At 71.3% G+C, this 23,208-nt stretch carries 19 protein-coding genes; 5 read left to right on the forward strand and 14 right to left on the reverse strand.

Annotated features, from left to right (window positions below):
• Window positions 1-50: 50 nt before the first annotated feature.
• From JMO03_RS20455 to JMO03_RS20485, 7 genes are all read right to left on the reverse strand, one after another.
• Entirely contained in the window at window positions 51-491 is a 441-nt protein-coding gene (locus JMO03_RS20455; protein ID WP_202845616.1) for a hypothetical protein, read from the reverse strand.
• Window positions 492-569: 78 nt separating this feature from the next.
• Complete coding sequence (locus JMO03_RS20460; RefSeq protein WP_202845617.1) at window positions 570-1,430, reverse strand: pirin family protein; 861 nt, start codon at window positions 1,428-1,430, stop codon at window positions 570-572.
• A 96-nt stretch (window positions 1,431-1,526) separates the two neighbouring features.
• Window positions 1,527-2,237 carry a deoxyribonuclease V gene (gene nfi / locus JMO03_RS20465; RefSeq protein ID WP_202845618.1) on the reverse strand — a complete coding sequence of 237 codons (711 nt, stop codon included), beginning with the start codon at window positions 2,235-2,237 and terminating at the stop codon, window positions 1,527-1,529.
• On the reverse strand, window positions 2,234-2,842 hold the full coding sequence (locus JMO03_RS20470) for a SixA phosphatase family protein (protein ID WP_202845619.1): 609 nt from the start codon (window positions 2,840-2,842) through the stop codon (window positions 2,234-2,236). Before JMO03_RS20470 ends, nfi begins: the two co-directional genes overlap by 4 nt.
• 135 nt (window positions 2,843-2,977) lie before the next feature.
• A complete protein-coding gene (chaB, locus tag JMO03_RS20475; RefSeq protein ID WP_202845620.1) occupies window positions 2,978-3,208 on the reverse strand; it encodes a putative cation transport regulator ChaB in 231 nt (76 codons plus the stop codon).
• Between the two features lie 87 nt (window positions 3,209-3,295).
• Complete coding sequence (mfd, locus tag JMO03_RS20480) at window positions 3,296-6,814, reverse strand: transcription-repair coupling factor (RefSeq protein ID WP_202845621.1); 3,519 nt, start codon at window positions 6,812-6,814, stop codon at window positions 3,296-3,298.
• A 128-nt stretch (window positions 6,815-6,942) separates the two neighbouring features.
• On the reverse strand, window positions 6,943-7,800 hold the full coding sequence (locus JMO03_RS20485; protein ID WP_202845622.1) for a 23S rRNA (adenine(2030)-N(6))-methyltransferase RlmJ: 858 nt from the start codon (window positions 7,798-7,800) through the stop codon (window positions 6,943-6,945).
• A gap of 348 nt (window positions 7,801-8,148) precedes the next feature.
• On the opposite strand from JMO03_RS20485, the gene creB reads away from it, so the two are divergent.
• The 5 genes from creB to JMO03_RS20510 all read left to right on the forward strand — a co-directional run bounded on the left by creB (window position 8,149) and on the right by JMO03_RS20510 (window position 13,581).
• Window positions 8,149-8,829, forward strand: a complete 681-nt coding sequence (creB, locus tag JMO03_RS20490; protein ID WP_202845623.1) for a two-component system response regulator CreB — start codon at window positions 8,149-8,151, stop codon at window positions 8,827-8,829.
• Window positions 8,830-8,835: 6 nt separating this feature from the next.
• Window positions 8,836-10,278 carry a two-component system sensor histidine kinase CreC gene (gene creC / locus JMO03_RS20495; protein ID WP_202845624.1) on the forward strand — a complete coding sequence of 481 codons (1,443 nt, stop codon included), beginning with the start codon at window positions 8,836-8,838 and terminating at the stop codon, window positions 10,276-10,278.
• A 294-nt stretch (window positions 10,279-10,572) separates the two neighbouring features.
• Window positions 10,573-11,940, forward strand: coding sequence for a cell envelope integrity protein CreD (creD, locus tag JMO03_RS20500; RefSeq protein ID WP_202845625.1), 1,368 nt, complete (start codon window positions 10,573-10,575; stop codon window positions 11,938-11,940).
• A 160-nt stretch (window positions 11,941-12,100) separates the two neighbouring features.
• Complete coding sequence (locus JMO03_RS20505; RefSeq protein WP_202845626.1) at window positions 12,101-12,700, forward strand: GNAT family N-acetyltransferase; 600 nt, start codon at window positions 12,101-12,103, stop codon at window positions 12,698-12,700.
• Window positions 12,697-13,581, forward strand: a complete 885-nt coding sequence (locus tag JMO03_RS20510) for a nitrilase-related carbon-nitrogen hydrolase (protein ID WP_202845627.1) — start codon at window positions 12,697-12,699, stop codon at window positions 13,579-13,581. Before JMO03_RS20505 ends, JMO03_RS20510 begins: the two co-directional genes overlap by 4 nt.
• 55 nt (window positions 13,582-13,636) lie before the next feature.
• On the opposite strand, the gene JMO03_RS20515 is transcribed toward JMO03_RS20510, so the two are convergent.
• The 7 genes from JMO03_RS20515 to JMO03_RS20545 form a co-directional block, all read right to left on the reverse strand.
• Window positions 13,637-14,185, reverse strand: coding sequence for a phosphatase PAP2 family protein (locus JMO03_RS20515; RefSeq protein ID WP_202845628.1), 549 nt, complete (start codon window positions 14,183-14,185; stop codon window positions 13,637-13,639).
• Window positions 14,163-15,320, reverse strand: a complete 1,158-nt coding sequence (locus tag JMO03_RS20520) for a glycosyltransferase family 4 protein (RefSeq protein WP_202845629.1) — start codon at window positions 15,318-15,320, stop codon at window positions 14,163-14,165. Before JMO03_RS20520 ends, JMO03_RS20515 begins: the two co-directional genes overlap by 23 nt.
• 187 nt (window positions 15,321-15,507) lie before the next feature.
• Complete coding sequence (ppx, locus tag JMO03_RS20525; RefSeq protein ID WP_202845630.1) at window positions 15,508-17,046, reverse strand: exopolyphosphatase; 1,539 nt, start codon at window positions 17,044-17,046, stop codon at window positions 15,508-15,510.
• Entirely contained in the window at window positions 17,043-19,091 is a 2,049-nt protein-coding gene (gene ppk1 / locus JMO03_RS20530) for a polyphosphate kinase 1 (protein WP_202845697.1), read from the reverse strand. Before ppk1 ends, ppx begins: the two co-directional genes overlap by 4 nt.
• 122 nt (window positions 19,092-19,213) lie before the next feature.
• On the reverse strand, window positions 19,214-20,539 hold the full coding sequence (phoR, locus tag JMO03_RS20535) for a phosphate regulon sensor histidine kinase PhoR (RefSeq protein WP_202845631.1): 1,326 nt from the start codon (window positions 20,537-20,539) through the stop codon (window positions 19,214-19,216).
• 126 nt (window positions 20,540-20,665) lie between these two features.
• Window positions 20,666-21,355, reverse strand: coding sequence for a phosphate regulon transcriptional regulator PhoB (gene phoB / locus JMO03_RS20540; RefSeq protein ID WP_202845632.1), 690 nt, complete (start codon window positions 21,353-21,355; stop codon window positions 20,666-20,668).
• Between the two features lie 95 nt (window positions 21,356-21,450).
• Window positions 21,451-23,109 carry a M48 family metalloprotease gene (locus tag JMO03_RS20545; protein WP_238346360.1) on the reverse strand — a complete coding sequence of 553 codons (1,659 nt, stop codon included), beginning with the start codon at window positions 23,107-23,109 and terminating at the stop codon, window positions 21,451-21,453.
• Window positions 23,110-23,208: the final 99 nt, after the last annotated feature.

Genomic DNA, 23,208 nt, shown 5'->3' on the forward strand with positions numbered 1-23,208 from the left:
TGGCCGGGGAGAGGACCGGGTGGCGCGACCACCCCGCCTGGCGCGGGCGGCTAGTTGCTGCCGATCCGGCTGTCGTGGAACCGCAGCCCCTCGGCCAGCTTCAGGCTCTCGGCCAGCTGCTGCTCGGTCTCCACCCGGAGCATGATGTGCGCGGTCAGGTCGTCGTCGAGCTCGATCAGCGTTTCGCGCACGATCGCATCCTGCAGCGCGAGCACGCCGCGATACCAGCGCACGTCGTGGCCATCGATCGTGCCCTTTTCCTCGCGCAGCGAGAAACGTTCGCGGAAGGGGGACTCGGCCCGCAGCATGACCGAGAACACCTGGGTCCCGTCTTCGCGCACGGCCTTGCAGAAGAGGAAGTCGTCGCCCTGGGTGGCCTCCCAGCCCAGGCCACCGGCCGCCGGCAGTTCGGGACAGTTGCCGACGGACTGGGCCAGGGCAGGCAGCGGCAACAGCAGGGCCGCGATGGCAAGCCGGTGCTTCGTGTTCATCGGGGATCCCGGCGGGAAGGTCTTCCCGACATTGCCACGTCACGGCTCATGATGCAACGCACAAAAATTTGATCCCCGTCATCTTTCGGGCAGCGGGATGGATTCGGTTTCGTCCGCGATCCCGCCGAATCGGCCGTCCTGCCAGTCGCGTTTGGCCTGCTCGATGCGTTCCTTCGACGAGGACACGAAGTTCCACCACAGGTGCCGTGGCGCATCCAGGGGCTCGCCACCGAACAACAGCGCCTTGAGCGGGGTCTTGGCCCGCAGCACCGCCGGGGAGCCGGGATCGGGCAGCACCAGATGGCGCGCGGGGATGTCGCTGCCGTCCAGTTGCGCGTCGCCCTCGAGCACGTAGACCGCGCGCTCGGCGTGGCTGGCGTCGATCTTCGTTTCCTCGTCCGCGGCGAGGTCGATCGCCACGTTGAGGGTGTCGCTGAAGACGCCCACCGGCGACTCCTCGCCATAGGCGCGGCCGGCGATGACGCGCAGGGTCGCGCCCCGATGCTCGATCCGCGGCAGGGTCGCGGCGGCGTGGTGGTGGAATGCGGGTGCGGTCTCCTCGTGCGGCTTCGGCAGCGCGACCCAGGTCTGCATGCCGTGCAGTGCCTGTCCGCCCCCGCGCAGTTCCTCCGGGGAACGCTCGGAGTGGGCGATGCCGCGACCGGCGGTCATCCAGTTCACGTCGCCGGGACTGATGTCCTGGCGCGATCCGAGCGTGTCGCGATGCCGGATCGTGCCCGCCCAGAGGAAGGTCACGGTGGCCAGGCCGATATGCGGATGCGGGCGGACGTCGATGCCGACGCCGGGTTCGAACAGGGCCGGTCCCATGTGGTCGACGAACACGAACGGGCCGACGCTGCGCGCCTGGATCGTCGGCACGGCCCGGCGCACCATCATGTTGCCGATGTCGTGTTCGCGCGGGGCGATGATCGTGGTCATGCAGGCTCTTCCAGCGGACGTGCAGGCAGGATCGCACGCCCTGCCGGTGACGCGCGGAACGTTCCGGGAAACGGATCGTTCCGCGAACCGGCTGCCTCAATCGCCGCCGCCGGGCAGCGTGCCGCCGGCGGTACCCACCGCGCCGCGGCGCGAGGCCAGGCGATCGGCGAGCCGGGTGGGTTCGGGCAGGCGGTAGCGGGTGGCGTAGCGCATCACCAGCCCAGGCGCGCCCGCCATCGACACGCGGTGCCCGGGCGAAACCACCAGCGGGTTGCAGCGCACCTTGCTGCGCAGCAACCAGCCGATCTGTTCGCCGCCATGGCGCAATGGCGTGAAGGCGCCGCGCATGTCGTGCAGCGTGGTGCTCGAGGTGCCGACCAGGATCTTCTTCGCCACGCCGATGCTGGGCAGGCCGGTGGCCACGCCGAAATGCGCGGCGATCCCGAGCCTGCGCGGATGGGCGATGCCATGGCCATCGACGAAGGCGAGGTCGGGCCGCCGCGGCAGTCGCGCCAGCGCCTGCAGCAGCGCCGGCAGCTCGCGGAAGCTGAGCAGGCCGGGCACGTAGGGCATGCTCGTCGGCACGCGCACGACCTCGCACGCGACCGGCTGCAGGTCGCGCGCATCCAGCAGCACCGCGGCGGCGCGGGTGAGCGTGCCGCCTTCCTCGAAGCCGACGTCGAATCCGCCGATCCATCGCGGCGGGTCCGGGAAGTCGTCGCGCAGGACGACCTGGCGAGCCAGCGCCTCCTGGACGCGTCGCGCGTCGGCGATGCTGCCGTCCCAGTCGCCGAAAGCGGCGCTCATGGCGCGTGCGCCGGCGAACCGTAACGCGTCACGTGGAGCGCAGGGCGGCCGTCGTCGGCGATGCGGATGGTGCTGATCCGGTCGTACTCGGATTCGGGCATCGGTTCGGCAGCGCAGGCGCAGAGCGCGGCGACGATGTCCGGCGTCGTGTTGCTGTGGCCGGCGACGAGCACCGTGCCCCACGGATGCGTGGCGCGCAGCTGCGCGGCGAACGCGTCCGCCGACATGTCCGCCGCATAGAGCTTCGGCGCGAGGCCGAAAGCGGCGGCGCTCGGCGCGACGGTCTGCTGCGTGCGCCGGTAGCCGGTGGCGTAGACCGCGACGAGCGGTTCGCGCGCGAGCCGACGCGCGAGCTCGCTGGCGCGCGCCAGACCGGCCGGATTCAGCTCCGGATCGCGATCGGCACCGGCGGCCTTCTCGGCGTGGCGGACGACGACGAAGGTGACGCCGTCCACGGCGGCGCGCGGCGCCGTTCCGGCGCAGGCTCCCAGCAGGCAGGCGAACGTCAGCAGCGGTAGGAGGCGTCTGGTCATCGCGCGATTATGCCGCGAAGCCATCGCGGTCGAATGCGATCGCACCCGTGGCTTGGCTGGTGCGGTGAGCATCCTGTCGATCGGTCCGACGCTGCCCGGACGTTGGCGCCTGCGCCGTCCACCGGGTCGCACATGCCGGCGACATGCGGTCCGCGCGCAGCGCCGGCGCTTGGCCGGTCGCTCCCGGCACCCGCGCCGGGCGAGGCGCTACTTCTTCGCGTGCCATTTGCCGTCGTCGCCCTTGTCGTACTTTTCCTTCACCGCGGCCCAGGCCACGCGGTGCGCGGTCTCCTCGCGGCTGGCGTCGCCGCGGCGGTCGTCCGGATCCCTGTACTGGTCCCAGGCGCTGTTGAAGGCTTCCTTGTAGATCTCCTGCGCGTGCTTCGGCACGTTGTCGCGGACCGTATCGGGCAGGTCGTCGATGCGCTCGTAGGGCATGGGCGTGGCTCCGTGCGGGCCTTCGACCCTAGCGCCGCGCGGGTGACCGCGCGGTGAGTCGGACGTGAGCGTCGCGTGCCGGCGGCGCTACGCGTTCCCGGCCTGCGGCGCGAGCGCGATCAGCAGCCCGCGGGCGGCCTTCAGCCGGGTGTCGGCATCGGCCAGGTCCAGGGCGATGCGCAGCTTGTCCGGGCCGTCCATGCGGTAGTGCTTCGGCTGCCCCTGGATCAGCCGGATCACCGCCATCGGATCGACCGCCGGCTTGTCGAGGAACTGCAGGCGCCCGCCGCCGGGGCCGAGGTCGAGCTTGCGGATGCCGAGCGCGGTCGCCTGCAGCCGCAGTTCGGCGATCGCGAACAGGTGCTTCGCAGCATCCGGCAGCAGGCCGAAGCGGTCGATCATCTCGACCTGCAGTTCGCGCAGCTCAGCGCCGTCGCGCGCTGAACTGATGCGCTTGTACAGCGTCAGGCGCGTGTGCACGTCGGGCAGGTAGTCGTCCGGGATCAGCGACGGCAGGTGCAGTTCCACATCGGCGCCGCGATGCAGCGGCTCGTCCATGTCGGGCAGCTTGCCCTGGCGGATCGAGCGCACCGCGCGCTCGAGCAGTTCGGTGTAGAGGCTGAAGCCGACCTCGGCCATCTGTCCGCTCTGGTCCTCGCCGAGCAGTTCGCCGGCACCGCGGATCTCCAGGTCGTGGGTGGCCAGGGTGAAGCCGGCGCCCAGCTCGTCCATCGAGGCGATCGCGTCCAGCCGCTTCTGCGCATCGGAGGTGATCGAACGCCGGTCGGGCACCACCAGGTAGGCATAGGCGCGGTGGTGCGAGCGGCCGACGCGCCCGCGCAACTGGTGCAGCTGCGCCAGGCCGAATTTGTCGGCGCGGTTGATGATGATGGTGTTGGCGTTGGGGATGTCGATGCCCGATTCGATGATCGTCGAGCACAGCAGCACGTTGAAGCGCTGCTTGTGGAAATCGAGCATCACCTTCTCCAGCTCGCGTTCGGGCATCTGGCCATGGGCGATGCCGATGCGCGCGTCGGGCACCAGTTCCGAGAGCTGGCGCTGCATGCGACCGATGCTCTCGACGTCGTTGTGCAGGAAATACACCTGGCCGCCGCGCGCGAGTTCGCGCTGGAACGCTTCGCGCAGCATCGCGTCGTCCCAGGCGTGGACGAAGGTCTGTACCGCCAGCCGGTGCGCGGGCGGGGTGGCGATGATCGACAGGTCACGCAGCCCGGCCATGGCCATGTTGAGCGTGCGCGGGATCGGGGTGGCGGTGAGCGTGAGCAGGTGCACGTTCGCGCGCAGCGCCTTGAGCGCTTCCTTCTGGCGCACGCCGAAGCGCTGCTCCTCGTCGACGATGACCAGGCCGAGGTCCTTGAACTTCACGTCCTTCTGCAGCAGCCGGTGGGTGCCGACGATGACGTCGAGCGTGCCGTCGGCGATCTTGCCGATCTCGGCCTTGATCTCCTTCGTGCTCTTGAAGCGCGACAGTACCTCGACGCGCAACGGCCAGTCGGCGAAGCGGTCGCGGAAGTTGCGGTAGTGCTGCTCGGCCAGCAGGGTGGTGGGCACCAGCACGGCCACCTGCCGGCCCGCGGCCGCGGCCACGAATGCCGCGCGCACGGCGACCTCGGTCTTGCCGAAGCCGACGTCGCCGCAGACCACGCGGTCCATCGGCTGGCTGGAGCCGAGGTCGCGGATCACCGCCTCGATCGCGGCGTGCTGGTCGGGCGTCTCCTCGAACGGGAACGCCGCGGCGAAGGGTTCGTACATCGCGCGGTCGATCGGCAGCGCAAGGCCGGCGCGCGCCATGCGCCGGGCCTGGATCTCCAGCAGCTCGGCGGCCACGTCGCGGACCTTCTCCTGCGCCTTGCGCTTGGCCTTGGCCCATTGCTCGCCGCCGAGCGAATGCAGCGGTGCGGTCTCCGCCGACGCGCCGGAGTAGCGGCTGACCAGGTGCAGCTGCGCCACCGGCACGTACAGGCGGTCGCCCTTGGCGTATTCGATGTCGAGGTACTCGCCGGCCTGGCCGCCGGCCTCGAGCGTGACCAGGCCGCGATAGCGGCCCACGCCGTGATCCTCGTGCACGATCGGCGCGCCTTCGCTGAGCTCGCCCAGGTCGCGGATGATCGCCTCGGGCTCGCGGCCCGCGCGCCTGCGCCGGCGTGGCTGCGCGGCGCGCTCGGGGAACAGCTGGCGTTCGGTGAGGATCGCGACCGGCCCGTGGCCGGAGGCGTCGTGGTCGAGGGCGAAACCATCGTCGAGTGGCGCGACCGCGATCGCGAAGCGGGCGTCGCCCCCGCCTACACGGGATTGGCCGTGGTCGCGGAGGAACGCCGCGAAATCGGGCAGCACCGCAGGCTCGAGTCCCGCCGCATCCAGCAGCTCCAGCAGCGCCTCGCGGCGACCGGCCGAATCCGCGGCGATCAGCGTCCGCCCGCCGTAGCTGGACAGGAACGAACCGAGCGCGGCCCCCGGCTCGCTGTCGCGCGCGGACAGCGGCAGCACCGGCGCGGGCTGGTCGCCGAGCGTGCTGGCCTGCGCGTGGCGCGGGTGCGCGGCGTTGCACAGCTCGATGCGCTCGCCGGCGTTGAGTCGCTCGCGCAGGGCGTCGGGCGTCAGCCACAGCTCGTCCGGCGGCAGGATCGGGCGTTCGATGTCGTGGCGCAGCTGCTCGTAGCGGTCCGCGGCCTGTTTGCAGAAATGCTCGGCCGCTTCCAGCGCGCCTTCATCGACCATCGGCAGCGCATCGGGGGCGAGGTAGTCGAACAGGGTCGCGGTCGTGGCGAAGAACAGCGGCAGGTAGTACTCGATCCCGGCCGGCACGATCCCGGCCTTGAGGTCCTGCACCAGGCCGCTGCGGCGGGTGTCGATGTCGAAGCGCGCGCGCAGAGCGTCGAGCGCAGCGGATAGGGCGTCGTCGTCGGTCGGGATCTCGCGGCCGGGCAGCATGCGCACGGCCTCGACCCGGTCGAGCGAACGCTGGGTTTCCGGATCGAAGGCGCGGATCGATTCGATGCTGTCGTCGAACAGCTCGACGCGATAGGGCTGGTCGGCGCCCATCGGGTAGACGTCCAGCAGGCCGCCGCGCACCGCGAAGTCGCCTGGGTCGAACACCTGCGGCACGTTGCGGTAGCCCGCGCCCTCGAGCCGGCGCTTCTCCGCGTCGAGGTCAAGCTTCTGCCCGACGCGCACGTCGAACGCGCTGCCGACCACGTGCCGCAACGGCGGTAGCCGCTGCAGCAGGGTTTGCACCGGGACGATCACGATCGCCGGCTGCTTCAGCGACGGCAGTCGCAGCAACGTGGCCAGGCGCTGGGAGACGATGTCCGGGTGCGGGCTGAAACGGTCCCAGGGCAGCGTTTCCCAGTCGGGGAATACCACCACGGGCAGGCCGTCGTCGCCGCCGACCAGGGTGCGCAGGTCGGTTTCCAGCTGGTGGGCGGCGTGGTTGTCGCGTGCGATCAGCAGCAGCGGTGCGGTGCGCGCCCGCGCCGCGCGCGCGGCATGCCAGGCCAGCGCGCTGCGGCTGGCGGGCATGCGCCACCAGGCGCGCGGCTGGCCGGGCCGCGGCAGCGGCGGAGCGGTGGGACGTTCTGGGGGCATCGATCGGCAATCCGGAAAAGCGCGACGGCGCCGGCAACAGGAATTGCCAGCGTGCGAATCCCGTCATTTTAGCGTGGCGCGCCCGCCATCGCCCCCGCGACGCGGCATGACTCCGTCGGCGGGTGGCTTCAGCCGTCCGCCTGCCGCAACCACTGCAGGCGGTGCGAGCCGCCGGCGGGCGCGAGCGCGCGGGACAGTGCCGGCAACAGCGTGGCCAGGGTGTCCTCGAACCGCCAGGGCGGATTGCACAGCAGCAGGCCGCTGCCGTTCATGCGCAGCGCCGATTCCTCGGGCCGCACCATCAGCTCCACGCACAGCACCGATTTCGCCGGCAGGTGCGCGGCACGGCGCAGGAACGGCTGCACGGTCGCGCGCTGCTTGACCGGATACCACAGCGCGAACATGCCCTGCGGCCAGCGCAGCAGGCCGGCGCGCAGGGCGGCGAGCACCGGGTCGAACTCCGCGCGCTGCGCCTCGTAGGGGGGATCGATCAGCACCAGGCCGCGGCCAATGCGCGTATCGGCCGCCTTCGGCGGCAGCAGGGCGGCCATCGCGGCATAGCCGTCGCGCTGGTGCACGCCGATGCGTGGATCGCCGGCGAACTGGCGCTTGAGCGCGGCGGCTTCCTCGGGCTGCAGTTCGCAACAGGCGATGCGGTCGTGTTCGCGCAGCGCGTGGGCGAGCAGCCAGGGCGAGCCGGGATAGGCGGTGTCCCCGTGGCGGGCGCGGCAGGCGAGGATGGCGCCGCGATAGCGCGACAGCGGCTCGGTCTCGCGACGCCGCAGCAGCGCCTCGACGCCGTCGCCGGCCTCGCCGGTGCGCCTGGCCTCGACGCTGTCGAGCAGGTACAGGCCGCGGCCGGCATGGGTATCGAGCGCGAAGCACGCCGAGGGCTTTGCCACCAGCGCGTCGCACAGCGCGAGCAGCACGGCGTGCTTGAACACGTCGGCGTGATTGCCTGCGTGGAAGGCGTGGCGGTAGTTCATTGGGTGGGGAATGGGTAATCGGGAAGGGGGAATCGGGATCCGGGAATAGGGATCCGGGATGGGGAATCGGAGAAGGCTGGCGGAACAGCCTGCGGCTGCGTACCGGGCGACGAGCATGGCGCCTGGGGGCCCGGTTGTCATCCCGAGCGCAGCGAGTGATCTGGCGGCTGCTGCCGTCGCGTCGCCACGCAGATCCCTCGCTGCGCTCGGGATGACAAACCTTTACGCTTTCGCGGACGCGGCGCACCGCGGCGTGTCCGGTCCCTTCCGCGGCTCGATCCCGCGTCCGGTCCCCAACCTTCCGACTCCCAATCCCCATTCCCCATTCCCCATTCCCGGCTCCACCCCATGCCCCACATCCTCCTCGTCGAAGACGAAACCGCGATCGCCGCGACCGTGCTCTACGCGCTGCGCGAGGACGGCCACGAGGCGACGCACTGCCTGACCGCCGGCGACGCGCTGCGGGCGGCGGCTGCGACATACTTCGATCTGGCGATCCTCGACGTCGGGCTGCCGGACCTGGGCGGGTTCGCGCTGTGCCGCAGGCTGCGCGAGGCGCGGGACCTGCCCGTGATCTTCCTGACCGCGCGCCAGGACGAGGCCGACCGTGTGCTCGGGTTCGAACTCGGGGCCGACGACTACGTGCCCAAGCCGTTCTCGCCGCGCGAGCTGGTGGCGCGCGTGCGCGCGGTGCTGCGGCGCGGCCGGGCCGCCGGCGAGGAAGCCCCTCGCGCGCTGGCCGCCGGGTTCGAGCACGACAGCGAAGGCCTGCGCATCCGCTACCGCGGCCAGTTGCTGACGCTGACCCGCTACGAGTACGGCCTGCTGGCCGCGCTGCTGGCGCGCCCGGGCGCGGTGCTGAGCCGGGCCCAGCTGATGGACCGCGTCTGGGGCGAGGCGCTCGACACCGGCGACCGCACCATCGACACCCACGTCAAGACCTTGCGCGCGAAGCTGCATGCGATCGCGCCCGACGCCGATCCGATCCGCACCCATCGCGGGCTCGGCTACTCGCTCGAGGCCGGTTGAACCGCCATGAAGATCGGCCTGCGCATCCTGCTCGGCTACTTCGTGATCGTCGCGCTCGCCGGGATCCTGCTGATGCGCGTGTTCGTGCAGGAAGTGAAGCCAGGCGTTCGCCAGGCGATGGAGGACACCCTGGCCGACACCGCCAACGTCCTGGCGGAACTGGCGAGCGACGACATGCTGGCCGGGCGCATCGCCGACGGCGCGTTCGCGGCGCGCATCGCGAACCTGGAGCACCGCGACATCGGCGCCCGGATCTGGGACTTCGAGAAGCAGGGCGTGAGCTATCGCATCACGGTCACCGATGCCCGCGGCATCGTCGTGTACGACTCCGCCGGGCTCGACCTGGGTCGCGACAACTCGCGCTGGAACGATGTCCACCGGACCCTGCGCGGCCGGTACGGCGCGCGTTCGACCCGAAGCGACCCCGACGACGATTCCTCGTCGGTGATGTACGTGGCCGCGCCGATCCGCGACGGCGTCGGTGCCGATGGCGGCGAGATCATCGGCGTGCTCACCGTGTCCAAGCCGAACCGCACGATCGAACCCTTCATCCAGCGCAGCGAACGCATCGTCCGGCGCTGGGGGCTGGTGCTGCTGGGCGCGGCGCTGGCGATCGGCCTTGCCGCGGCCTGGTGGCTCTCGCGCCAGCTCGGCGGCCTGCAGCGCTACGCGCGCGCGGTCACCGAGGGCGAGCGCGCCACGCCGCCACGCTCGGCGGGCGAATTCCGCGACCTCGGCCTGGCGCTCGAGACGATGCGCGACCGCCTCGAGGGCAAGCAGTACGTTGAGAACTACGTCCACGGCCTCACCCACGAACTCAAGTCGCCGCTGACCGCGATCCGCGGCGCGGCGGAACTGCTCGAGCAGCCGCTGCCGGAAGCCGACCACATCCGCTTCGCCGGCACCATCCGCGAGCAGGGCGAGCGGCTGACCCGCACCATCGACGCCCTGCTGGCACTCGCGGCGGTGGAACACCGCCAGCGGATCGAACAGCCGGAAACGATCGAACTGTCTGCACTGCTGGCCGACGCGGTCGCGGATGCAGGCATGCGCGCCTCCGAGGCCGGAGTGCGCATCGACATGCGCGCGGACGCCGCGCTGCCGGCGTTGCGCGGCGACCGCTTCCTGCTGCGGCAGATGCTCGGCAACCTGCTCGACAACGCGATCGACTTCTCGCCCGAAGGCGCCGCCGTCGTGCTCTCGGCCACCGCGGACGGTGGCGGCGTGCGCCTGGAAGTCGCCGATGCCGGCCCGGGCGTGCCCGACTACGCGCTCGAGCGCGTGTTCGAACGCTTCTACTCGCTGCCGCGCCCGCGCACCCGGGCCCGCAGCAGCGGCCTGGGCCTGAGTTTCGTGCGCGAGGTCGCGGCGCTGCACGGTGGCGAGGCTGACCTGGGCAACCTTCCAGAAGGCGGCGCGGTGGCGACCGTGCGCCTGCCGGCGGCCTGAGCGCGTCACGCGCCGTCCAGCAGCGTCCCGGGCCAGGCACCCCGCTTTCCCCGATGCCGGTGCCGGTACCGAGTCCCGATTCCCGATCCCGCGCCTTCGCTGTCATCCCGACCGCAGGGAGGGATCTGCTCCAGCCGGACACCCGCCGCTGCGCGCCAGCGGTCCATTCGCCCGCACGCGCCCGCGCGCGCACGCCGTGCACCACCCTCGCGCCGCTTCACCCCCACTTCACCCTTCACCCATCGTCTCCCCGCATGCATCGCGCAACCTGCCGTCCACCGACCCGAACCCGGAGTGCGTGCGATGCGGCTGTGGCTGAAGATACTGATGGTGCTGGGCATGACCCTGGCGATCCTTGTCCCGCTGATGCTGATCCGAGGCGTGATCCACGACCGCCAGGCCCACCGGCAGGAGGCGGTGCGCAGCATCGCCCGCAGCGAGGCCGCGGCGCAGGGCATCGCCGGCCCGGTGCTGGTGGTGCCCTGGACCGAAACCATCGAGGTCGAGGAGAAGAACGCCAATGGCGAGGTGGTGCGCACGGTGCGGCGCGACGGCGAGAGCGGCGAGTGGCTGTTCTTCCCCGAATCGCTGGAACTCGACGGTACGCTGGCGCCGTACACGCGGCGGCTGGGCCTGCACGAGGTGCGGATGTACACGCTGGCCGGGCAGTTGTCGGCGTCGTTCGACATCCGCATCCCGCGCGACCTCGACCCCGCGCTGCCGCGCAGGATCGGACAGCCGCGACTGGGCTACGGCATCGCCGACGTCCGCGGCCTGCGTGGCGCCGCCCGGCTGCAGCTCGACGGCATTGACACGCCGCTGCTGCAGGGCCAGGGCCACCGCGACCAGCCGGGCGTGCACGTGCAACTGCCCGTGCCGGTCGCGGGCACGCGGCTCGCGCTGGCGACGCGGCTGGAGTTCGAACTGGCGGGGGCGGAGGCGCTCGCCGTCGCGCCGTTGGCCGAGCGCAACCGGGTCGCGCTGTCGTCGGCCTGGCCGCATCCGCTGTTCAACGGCGCGTTCCTGCCGGTCGGGCGCAGCATCGGCGCGGACGGGTTCAAGGCGGCGTGGGAAGTCTCGTCGCTGGCCACCAATGCCCAGGCGCAGTATCGCGGCGGCGCGCGGCTCGCGCCCGCGGCGCTCGGCGAGCAGGGCGTCGGCGACGGCCTCGACGCGATCGGGCTGTCTCTGGTGGAACCGGTCGACGGCTACGCCCAGGCCGACCGCGCCAGCAAGTACGGCATCCTGTTCGTGCTGCTGACCTTCGTCGGCTTCTTCATGTTCGAGCTGATCAAGCAGCTGCGTATCCACCCGATCCAGTACGGTCTGGCCGGGCTGGCGCTGGCGATCTTCTTCCTGCTGCTGGTGAGCCTGTCCGAGCACGTCGCGTTCGGCTGGGCCTACCTGGTCGCGAGCGTGGCCTGCATCGGCCTGCTCGGCTTCTACCTCTCGCACGTGCTGCGCAGCCGCGCGCGCGGTGCCGGCTTCGCGATGACCCTGGCGACGCTGTACGCCGCGCTCTACGGCCTGCTGGTGTCGGAGGACAACGCGCTGGTGCTCGGCGCCGGGCTGCTGTTCCTGATCCTGGCCGCGATCATGATGGTGACGCGCAAGGTCGACTGGTACCAGCTTTCGCCCGGCGGGACGCCGCGGGCGCCCTGACCGCGCCGCGCCCGGCGCCGCGCCGACGCCGGGCGCTTGGCGCATGGTGTTTCGCGATCGGGTGCCCACGCGTGCATCATGTCCACGCTGCCACGCGGCAGCCTTCCGGCGAGGCGCGAGGTGCGCCCGCCGATGGACCGCAGTTCCGTGGGGCTCTGGCATGCAGGACACGAGGATCGAGATCGCGGGCGGCGCCGATGCGATGCGGCATCTCGAGGATGTCGCCGCGCTGCGCATGACCGTGTTCCGCGACTGGCCGTATCTCTACGATGGCGATCCGGACTACGAACGCGACTACCTCGCGGCCTACGCCGCCTCGCCGCGCAGCGTGTTCGTGCTGGCCTTCGACGGCGCCCGCGTGGTCGGCGCCGCCACCGGCATCCCGCTGGCCGACGACGCGCCGGCGTTCCACGCGTCGTTCATCGCCCAGGGTCGGGAGATCGGCGACGTGTTCTATTTCGGCGAGTCGGTGCTGCTGCCGGCGTATCGCGGTCGGGGTATCGGCCACGCCTTCTTCGATGGTCGCGAGGCGCATGCGCGCGCCCTGGGCGGCTTCGCCTGGACCGCGTTCGCGGCGGTGGACCGCGATCCCGGCGATCCGCGGCGGCCGAAGGGCCACCGCGGCAACGCGTCGTTCTGGGCCGGGCGCGGCTACGTGCGCCAACCCGGCCTGACGATGCGTATGGCATGGCGCGAGCTCGGCAACGGCGAGTGCGACCACGCACTGACGTTCTGGATGCGTCCGCTGGAGGCGGCGTGAAGCTCGCGGCGGCGCGCTACGCGATCGGCCGGCCCTCGGGCTTTGCCGCCTTCGCGGAGCGGCAGCGGCGCCTGCTCGGCGCTGTCGCGGAGCACGGTGTGCGCATCGCGCTGCTGCCCGAGTACCTGTCGCTGGAACTGGCGGCGACCTTCGACGACGCGGTGTCCTCCGACCTGCATGCATCGCTGGCGGCGATCCAGCGCCATCGCCAGGACTGGATCGAACTGTATTCCGCGATCGCGCGCGAGACCGGCCTGCTGGTCGTGGCCGGCACCTTTCTGCTCGACACCGGCGGTGGCCGCTACCGCAACCGCTGCGACCTGTTCCTGCCGAACGGCGGGCACGCCTGGCAGGACAAGCTGCAGCTGACCGGCTTCGAGAAGCGCGCCGGCGTCATCGACGGCGGCGACGCGCTCAAGGTGTTCGAGTTCGAGGGCCTGCGCCTGGGCGTGGCGGTCTGCTACGACGCCGAGTTCCCGCTGCCGGTGCGCGCGCAATGCGAGGCCGGCGCGCGCCTGCTGCTGGTGCCCAGTTGCACCGATACCGACGCCGGCGCCACCCGCGTGCGCGTGGGTTGCCTGGCGCGCGCGCTGGAGAACCGCTGCTTCGTGGCGCAGTCGGTGACCGCCGGCGAGGCGCCGTGGAGCCCGGCGCTGGACGTCAACACGGGGGAGGCGGCGGTGTTCGCGCCGATGGACGCGGGCTTCCCCGCCGATGGCGTGCTTGCGGACACGCGCGGTACGGGGGAGTGGGCGATCGCCGAGATCGATATCGCGGCGCTGAACGCCTCGCGCGCCTCGGCGCAGGTGGCGAACGATCGCGACTGGCCGGGACAGTCGCTGCCCGGGCTGGTGAACGCGCGGGTGGAGCGCCTGGGCTGACGATCGACCGGGGCAGCCCGGGCGCCTGCGCAGGCGGCGGCGAACGGGCTCGGCGCTAGGGCGCCAGCAGCGGCATCCCCAGCCACAGCGACAGCCCCGCCAGGGCGCCGCCGATCGCTGTCGCGGCCAGCACGTCGCTCGGGTAATGCAGGCCGAGCACCACGCGCGAGACCGCCACGCTGGCGGTGAACGGCAGCAGCAGCCACGCCAGCAGGGGGTAGTGCGCCAACGCCACCACGGTGAACGCCACCGCGTGCAGGGTGTGCCCCGAGGGGAAGCTGAATTCGTCCAGCGGCGCCACCCAGGCGCGGATGCGCACGTCGGCGGCGAACGGGCGCGGGCGACGGGTCCAGCGCTTGAGCCGCTTGTAGAGCAGCAGCGCGACCGCGCCGGTGATCGCAAGGTGCGCGCTGGCGCCCAGACCGCGCCAGCCGTCGAAGGCGACCAGCGCCCCCATCAGCAGATACCAGAACACGCCGTCGCCGAGCCGGCTGACGGCGGCGAAGTAGCCGCGGATGCCGCGCGACGATCCGGCGCGGTTGGCGCGCAGGCACCAGCCCGAGTCGCTCTGCGCCCAGCGGCTAGGCGGCGGCGCGGCCGACATGCGTCTGTTCCTCGTGGCGCAGGCCGGACAGCAGCGCGTCGAAATCCTGCGCCACGCGCTGCGGGGACAATCCCAGTACCGATTCGCGCGCGGCCGCGCCCATCGCGCGCATCCGTGGCATCGCGTCGTCGCCGCTGGCGATCCGCTCCACCGCGGACAGGAAGGCCGCTTCATCGTCGGGTGCGATCGCCGCGCCGTGCTCGCCGCCGCGCAGGTGCTCGCGCGCGGCGCCGTAGTCCCAGGCGATGGTGGCGATGCCGCTGGCCATCGCTTCGAGGGTGACGTTGCCGAAGGTCTCCGAGCGGCTCGGGAACACGAACAGGTCGGCGCTGGCGAACAGTCGCGCCAGCGCCTCGCCGCGGACGATGCCGGTGAAGACGAAGTCGGGGTTGTCGCGTTGCAACGCCTCGCGCATCGGGCCGTCGCCCACCCAGACGTAGCGGGCGTCCGGACGCCGCGCCTGCAGGCGGCGGAACCCGCGCACGGCGAGCCCGAGGTTCTTTTCCGCGGCGATCCGGCCGACGTGGATCAGCAGCGGCGCGTCAGGGCCCACGCCCAGTTCCGCGCGCAGCGCATCGTCGCGCCGCGCAGGGTCGAACAACTGCGTGTCGACCGCGCGCGGCAACAGGCGCACGCGCTCGAATCCGGCCTCTTCCAGGAACGCCTTCAGCTCCCGGGTCGGAACCAGGGTGGCGTCGGCGCGGTTGTGGAAGTGCCGCATCCAACGCAGCGCCACCGGTTCCAGCCAGGGCACCGCGTAATCGCGCATGTATTCGTCGAAGCGGGTGTGGAAGCCGGTGGCGACCGGGATCCGGAGCCGCCGCGCCGCGCGCAGCGCCGACCAGCCCAGCGGGCCCTCGGTGGCGACATACACCGCGTCCGGGCGCGAGTCGCTCCAGGCGCGTGCCAGGGTGCCGGTGGCGGGCAGGCCCGCGCGCAGGCCGGGATAGCGGGGCAGGGCGACACCGCGCACCAGGGTTTCGCCGGGAGCGGGCTCGATCGATGCGTCCTGCCGCGGCCGCACCAGCGACACCTGGTGCCCGCGTGCGCGCAGGCCGCCTTCCAGCGACTGCACCGTCAGCGCCACGCCATTGACCTCGGGCGGGTAGGTTTCGGTGACGATGGCGTAGTGCATGGGACCTCCGCGTTCGCCACATGCTGCGCGGTGGGCATGAAGTGCGGATGGCAGGGGCGTGACCGCGCGATGACGGCGCGCCGCGGCATGCGCTTGCGCAATGCGACCGCATTGCAGCCGGGATGCCCACGGTCGCCACCACGCGCCAGCCGTGCAGGACCGCGATCGCGCGTTGCGGGCGGGCGCCCTAGTCGACGCTGATCGCGAGCTGCACGCCCAGCGGCGCGATGTCGGACGGCTCGCCCTCCAGATCCGCGCGCAGCAGCGGCCGGTTCTCGAGCCAACGGCGCGCCAGGCGCAGGGTCATCCGGTTGTCCTGCACGTCGAGGTCGAGCCGCGGGATCTCCTCGCTGTCCCGGGCGCGGTGCAGCAGCGCCGAGATCCGCAGCAACGCCGCGGTCCTGCGTGCGGCGCCGAGCAGGCGGTCGGGCAGGGCCTCGAACGCCGACTTCGGGATCTTGCGCCGATGGGTGCGCACCAGCGCCGCGAGGAACTGCTGTTCCTGGCGGGAGAAGCCGGCGATGTCGGAATGCTCGATCACGTAGGCGCCATGCACCTGGTACTGGCTGTGCGCGATCGCCAGCCCCAGTTCGTGCAGGCGCGCGCCCCAGGCCAGCATCAGCAGGTCGTCGGGATCGAGCTTCCACGCCGGCGCGGCCTGTTCGAACAGGCGGATCGCGGTGGCCTCCACGCGCGCCGCCTGGGCCTCGTCGATGCCGTAGCGCTGGGTCAGCGCGAGGATCGAGGCTTCGCGCGGGTCGTGCTCGCTGCCGCGGCCGAGCATGTCGTACAGCACGCCCTCGCGCATGGCCGCCTTGCTCACGGCCATGCGCGCCAGCCCCAGCGCGTCGAACGCGGCTTCCAGCACCAGGATGCCGCCGGTGATGATCGGGCGGCGATCCTCGGACAGGCCCGGCAGGTCGATCGCGCCGATGCTGCCTGCCTGCAGCAGGCGGTCGCGGACCTGCGGCAGCGCCTCGGCGGTCACCGCGCCCTTGGTGAGCTTCATCGCCGCGCAGATCTCGCCGATCGCCTTGCAGGTGCCGGACGCGCCGATCGCCTCGTTCCAGCCCAGTGCGCGATAGGCGTTGGCGAACTGCTGGAACTCGGCGCCGACCTCGATCACCGCCTCGCGCCACTTCCTGCGCGACAGCTTGCCGTTGCCGAAGAAGCGGCGGGTGGTGGCGATGCAGCCGACCTGCAGGCTCTCGCGCTCGATCGCCTGGAAGCCGCGGCCGATGATGCACTCGGTGGAACCGCCGCCGATGTCGACCACCAGCCGCAGGCAGCCGGGCTTCGGCGGCTGAGCGTGGGCGACGCCGAGGTAGATCAGGCGCGCTTCCTCGCGGCCTGAGATCACCTCGATGCCATGCCCGAGCGCGGTTTCGGCCGGTACCAGGAACGCCTGCGGCGCCGACAGCAGGCGCACGGTGTTGGTGGCGAGCGCGCGTACCCGCTGCGGCGGGATGTCGCGGATGCGCTGTCCGAACCGCGCCAGGCAGGCCAGCGCGCGCTGGCGCACATCCAGCGACAGGCCGCCCTTCTCGTCCAGGCCTTCGGCCATCCGCACCGTTTCGCGCAGCCGGTCGACGATGCGCAACTGCCCCAGCGTGTAGCTGGCCACGACCATGTGGAAGCTGTTGGACCCCAGGTCGATCGCGGCCAGCATGTCGCCATCGCGCAGGGGCGAGGTCAGCGAACCGGCACGGGCGAGCGCATCGATCATCCGCAGAGCTTGGCCAGCAGGAAGGCTTGCGCCGAATGCGGCATCGTATCGCCTTCCGGGACGAGCTTGCGGTACACCCCGTCCTCGTGCAGTTCCCATGCGTTGAGGTTGTCGGCCAGGTAGTTGTCGAGCGCTTCTTCCTTGACCCGCGCGGCGAGCTCCGGATCGAGCACCGGGAAACAGGTTTCCACGCGCCGCAGCAGATTGCGTTCGAGCCAGTCTGCGCTGGAGCAGAACAGTTCGGGCGCGCCGCCGTTGCCGAACCAGTACACGCGATGGTGCTCGAGGAAGCGGCCGATGATCGAGCGCACGCGGATGTTCTCCGAGACCCCGGGCACGCCCGGGCGCAGCGAGCAGGCGCCGCGCACGATCAGGTCGATCGACACGCCGGCGCGCGAGGCCGCGTACAGCGCGCGCATCACCTGCGGTTCGTTGAGTGCGTTCATCTTGGCGATGATCCGCGCCGGCTGGCCATCGAGCGCAAGACGGGTTTCGCGCTCGATCCGCTCGAGGATCCCCGCGTGCAGCGTGAACGGCGATTGCAGCAGGCGCGAGAGCGAGATCGCCGGCGCCAGTCCCGACAATTGCTGGAAGATCAGGTGGACGTCGGTGCCGATCGCCGGGTCGGCGGTGAGCAGGCCGATGTCGGTGTAGACGCGCGCGGTGCCGGAATGGTAGTTGCCGGTGCCCAGGTGCGCGTAGCGGCGCAGCTTGCGGCCCTCGCGGCGCACCACCAGCAGCATCTTGGCGTGGGTCTTGTAGCCGACCACGCCGTAGACCACCTGCACGCCCGCCTCCTGCAGCCGGTCGGCCAGGCCGAGGTTGGCCTCCTCGTCGAAGCGCGCGCGCAGTTCCACCACCACGGTGACGTCCTTGCCGTTGCGCGCGGCCTGCACCAGGTGCTCGACGATGGGCGAGTCCTTGCCGGTCCGGTACAGGGTCTGCTTGATGGCCAGCACGTTCGGATCCTCGGCCGCCTGCTTGATCAGCTCCAGTACCGGCACGAAGGAGTCGAACGGATGGTGCAGCAGCATGTCGCCCTGCGCGACCAGGTCGAAGATCGCATCGCCGTGCTTGGGGACGCGCGGCTGGAACGGCGGGAACTTCAGGTCCGGGCGCTGTACCAGGTCGTAGACCTGGATCACGCGGTTGAGGTTGACCGGACCGTCGATGCGGTAGACCGCGTTCTCGGGCAGCTCGAAGTTCTGCAGCAGCGTGCGCACGATCGGCCTGGGGCAGTCGGCGGCGATCTCCAGGCGCATCGCGCGCAGGTAGCCGCGTCCCTGCAGCTCGTCGCGCAGCGCCAGCGCCAGGTTCTCCACCTCTTCCTCGTCGACGATCAGTTCGGAGTTGCGCGTGACCCGGAACTGGTAGGCGCCCTTGACCTCCATGCCGGGAAACAGCTCGTGCACGAACTCCGACAGCACCGACGAGAGGAAGACGAAGTCGTACTCGCCGCCGGAGATGCTCTCGGGCAGCTGGATGATGCGCGGCAACGAGCGCGGTGCACGCACGATCGCGAGGTTGCCGACGCGACCGAAGGCGTCGCGGCCCTTGAGCACGACGACGATGTTGAGCGACTTGTTGAGGATCTTCGGGAACGGATGCGCCGGGTCGAGGCCCAGCGGCGAGAGCACCGGCATGATCTCGTCGCGGAAATAGGCGCGCAGCCAGCGGCTCTGGCGCGCGGTCCACTGCGCGCGGCCCAGCACGCGCACGCCGCTGCCGGTGAGCGCCGGGCGCAGTACCGCGTTCCAGCAGCGGTACTGGGCCTCGACCAGCTCCGCCGCGCGGTCGTGGATGCGCCGGAGCACCGTGACCGGTGCGAGGCCGTCCGGTGGCGTGGGCACCGTGCCGAAGTCCTGTGCGTGGCGGACGGTGGCGGCACGGATCTCGAAGAACTCGTCGAGGTTGGTGCAGGAGATGCACAGGTAGCGCAGGCGCTCGAGCAGAGGTACGGCCTCGTCCAGCGCCTGCGCCAGCACGCGGAAGTTGAAGTCGAGCTGCGACAGTTCGCGATTGAAGTAGAGCGCCGGGTCGCGCAGGGGGTCGTCGCCGGGATCGCCGGCGTGCGTCTCGGGCGGGTGCGCGGCGTCGCGGGCGCCGTCGCCAGGTCTGGCGCGCTGGGTGCGCCTGGCGGGCCGGGGGGCGCCGTCGGTGGGTCGGTTCACGGGAGGGCTCCGGGATTGGCGCCTTCGCGCGGCTGCACGCGATCGGCGTCGAAATGGCAGGAGAAGATGCTGCCGCGTCCCACTTCGCTGGCGATCTCCAGGCGCGCGTGGTGCAGGTTCAGCACGTGCTTGACGATGGCCAGGCCCAGGCCGGTGCCGCCGGACTCGCGCGAGCGGCTGGTCGAGACGCGATAGAAGCGCTCGGTGATCCGCGGCAGGTGCGCGGCGGGAATGCCGTAGCCGCTGTCGCGCACCGACACGGCGGCGCCGCCGCCGTCGCGGTCCAGCCTGATCGCGATGCTGCCGCCGGCCGGCGTGTAGCGCACGGCGTTGCTCACCAGGTTGGAGAAGGCGCTGTGCAGTTCCTTGGTGGAGCCGATGAGGTCGACCCCCGCGGCGTCCTCCACCGTCACCAGGTGGCGGCCCTGGCTCAGCGCCTCGGCCTCGCGCCGAAGGGTGGACAGCATCGAGCCCATCGAGACCGTCTCGCTGTCGATCCCTTCCTGCGCCTCCAGCCGCGACAGCGTCAGCAGGTCTTCCACCAGTTGGGTCATGCGCTGCGACTGGAGCTGCATTTCGGCGAGCATCGGCGCCCACTCCGGATGCTCTTCCGGGTCGAGCATGTCGAGGTAGCCGTGGACCACGGTCAGGGGCGTGCGCAGCTCGTGGGAGACGTTGGCGACGAAATCGCGGCGCACCTGTTCCAGGCGCATCATCTTGGTGACGTCGCGCGCGACCACCAGCCACAGGGATTCGGAATAGGGAATCAGGCGCAGGTTGAGGCGGATGTCGGCGGATGTCGGCGAGGGCGCGTCGAGCAGCGGCTCGGCGTTGCGCCCGGACGCGAGCCAGTGCGAGATCCGCAGCGTGCGCAGCCGCTCGCCCATCGGCTGGCCGATGTCGTGCGGATAGCGCAGCCCGAGCAGTGCGGTCGCGGCCTCGTTGAACCACTGCACGCGCTGGCTGTTGCGTTCGACCACCACCACCGCGTCGGGCAGGGCCGCGGCGACCGCGCGATAGGCGCGCAGCATCGCGATCAGCCGGCGCTTGCGCGCGCGCATGGCCTCCTGGTTCGCACGCAGCTGGCGCTCGAGTTCGTTCCAGACGCCTTCACCGCTGGCGACCGGTTGCCGCTGGCGCGAGGTCAGCCGCGCCAGCACACGGCGCAGCCGCCAGTAATGCCAGGCGACCACCCCCAGCGCCGCCAGCATGAGCGCCGGCCAAACCTGGCCCAGCAGCAGGCCGAACGCCAGCGCAGCCGCCAGCACCAGCGCAAGCTGGCCGAGGGTGCGGGTCCACGCTGCGCGGGCACGGGGGGGCATGGATTGAAAGCCGTGATTGGTGATTGGTGATTCGTGACTGGGAAAAGCGATCGGAATCGCCAGGAAGTTGTCGATTTTGCCGCTTTTTCTATTTCCAATCACCAATCACGAATCACGGTCGTTCCCTCACACCGCAGCCGAGAAGCGGTAGCCGGAGCCGCGCACGGTCTGCACCATGCCGTCCAGGCCCGCTGGCTCGAGCGTCTTGCGCAGGCGGCGGATGTGCACGTCGACGGTGCGCTCCTCGACGTAGACGCTGCCGCCCCAGACGTGGTCGAGCAGTTGCGTGCGGCTGTAGACCCGTTCGGGATGGGTCATGAAAAAGTGCAGCAGCCGGTATTCGGTCGGGCCGATGCTGACGGGCTCGTCGCCGGCGAACACACGGTGGGCGGCGCCGTCGATCCGCAGCCGGCCGACGCTGACGCTGCCGTCCTCGTCGTCCTCGCGCGAACGGCGCATCACCGCGCGGATGCGCGCCAGCAGTTCGCGCGCGGAGAACGGCTTGACCACGTAGTCGTCGACCCCGGCCTCGAGTCCGCCGACGCGGTCGTTCTCCTCGCCGCGAGCGGTGAGCATGATGATCGGCACCTCGCGCGTCAGCGTCTCCTTGCGCCAGCGCCGGGCGAGTTCCAGCCCGCTGGTCCCCGGCAGCATCCAGTCGAGCAGGATCAGGTCGGGCACGCGGTCGGCGATCGCGGTCTGGGCTTCGCGGGCGTCGCCGGCGTGGGCGGGTTCGAAATCGCCCTTGCGCAGGGCGAAGGCCACCATTTCGCGGATCGCGGGTTCGTCGTCGACGATCAGGATGCGTTTCTGCACGGTGGGTCCTGCGGATCCGGCGGGATCGCCGATGCAGGCATTAGACGACAGTTTTGTGACCGAAATATGACCCGCCAGGGCCCGCGGACGCGACTTCAGCGGCGGCGCAGATCCGGATCGCGGATGCCCTGCCGGCGCAGTTCCAGCACCACTGGGGTGATCGCGGCGATGCGCGCATCGATCCGGGCGCGGGCGTAATAGTCCAGGTCGTCGCGCTTCTTCAGCGTGTTGAGCTGGACCAGAGCCTGCTCTTCGCGGCCGCCGAGGAAGGCGGCCTCGGCCCAGGCCTCGCCGGCCCGCACCGGGTCGCCGGCGATCTCGCTGGCGCGGGCGAAGGTACGCTGGAAGGCGGGATCGCCGCTGCTGGCGAACAGCAGCGGGCGCAGCACCTCCTGCGCGCGGCGACCGGCCTCCGGCGTGTTGCGGGCCACCAGTACGTCGGCGTAGCCGAGTGCGACCGAGGGATTGCGCGGCATCCGCTCCAGCAAGGCCTCGAATCGCCGGTCCGCGGCCTCGGCGCGCCCGGCACGCGCATCCGCCTCGGCCAGGCCGACACCCAGCCAGAGGTCGCCCGGATGGCGTTCGAGCAACCCGGCCATGTGGGTCGCCGCTTCCGCGCCGCGGCCGGCGCGCAGGTAGGCCACTGCCAGCCCGTAGCGCTGCGCATCGTCGAGCGGCCCGCTCCTGGCGATGCTGTCGTATTCGCGGATCGCGGCTTCGGGCGTGTTGGCGCTGAGTACCCGCAGGCGCTCGCGCGCCCAGCCGAATTCGCGGCTCTCGCCCGCGTCCAGGCCGCCGCCCAGGTCCAGGGTGGAGGGCAGCAGCGGGTTGTCGGTCAGGCGCAGCCCCTCGGGTACCGCCACCCCGTCGATCGTGACCCGCTGCGTCCGCGTCGCCTCGGGCGTCGATACGGTCCCCACGACGGTGCCGCCCGACAGACGTTCGGCGCGGTCCTTGGCTTCGCTGATGCGGGTGGTGGTGACCGGGTGGGTCCTCAGGTAGTCGGGTAGGCGCTCGCGCGCGCCGCCCTGGTTGGTGCGCGAGACCGCATGCATGCGCTCGAACATGCTGGCCATCGCCTCGGGCTGGTAGCCGCTGCGCGACAGCGTGCGGATGCCGATGCGATCGGCCTCGGATTCGTTGGAGCGCGTGTAGTTGATCTGACGCTGGGCCATCAGGCCCTGGGCGCTGGCCATCGCCGCCATCGCCGCGTCGTCGGAGGAATTGCCGCCGGCCGATTGCGCGATCGCGATCGCGCCCAGCATCGCCAGCAGGATCGGGATGCTGTCGCGCTGGGCGCGCTCCACGCTGCGCAGCACGTGCGCCTGGGTGACGTGGGCGACCTCGTGGCCGAGTACCGCGGCCACCTCGTCCTCCTGCTCGGCCGCCAGCACCAGCCCGGCGTTCATGCCGATGTAGCCGCCCAGGGTGGCGAAGGCGTTGATGCTGCGGTCCTTCATCATGAAGAAGGTGAAGCGTTGCTCCGGGTCGTCGCTGGCCGCGGCCAGGCGGTTGCCGGTGGCCTGCAGCCAGCCGTCGACCAGCGGATCCTCCAGCACGTAGCCGTAATGGCGCAGCTGCGCCAGCAGCATGCGTCCGTACTCGGCCTGTTGCGCCGGCCCGAGCACGGTGCCGGCGGACGAGCCGATGTCGGGCAGGCGGTTGTCCTGCGCCGGCGCGCAGACGCTGGCGACCAGCAGGACCAGCAGGGTGGTCAGCAGCAGGGTGGCGTGGCGGGCGGGGCGCAGGCGCATGGAGGATCTTCCGGAAAGTGGAGCAAGCATGCAGGGCCGTCCCACCGTACGAGTGAATCCGATGTTAATCGGCCGCAGCGTTTCGCCCGTGAGGGTGGA

The sequence above is a fragment of the Luteimonas saliphila genome (assembly GCF_016774335.1).
GTDB lineage: Bacteria > Pseudomonadota > Gammaproteobacteria > Xanthomonadales > Xanthomonadaceae > Luteimonas > Luteimonas saliphila.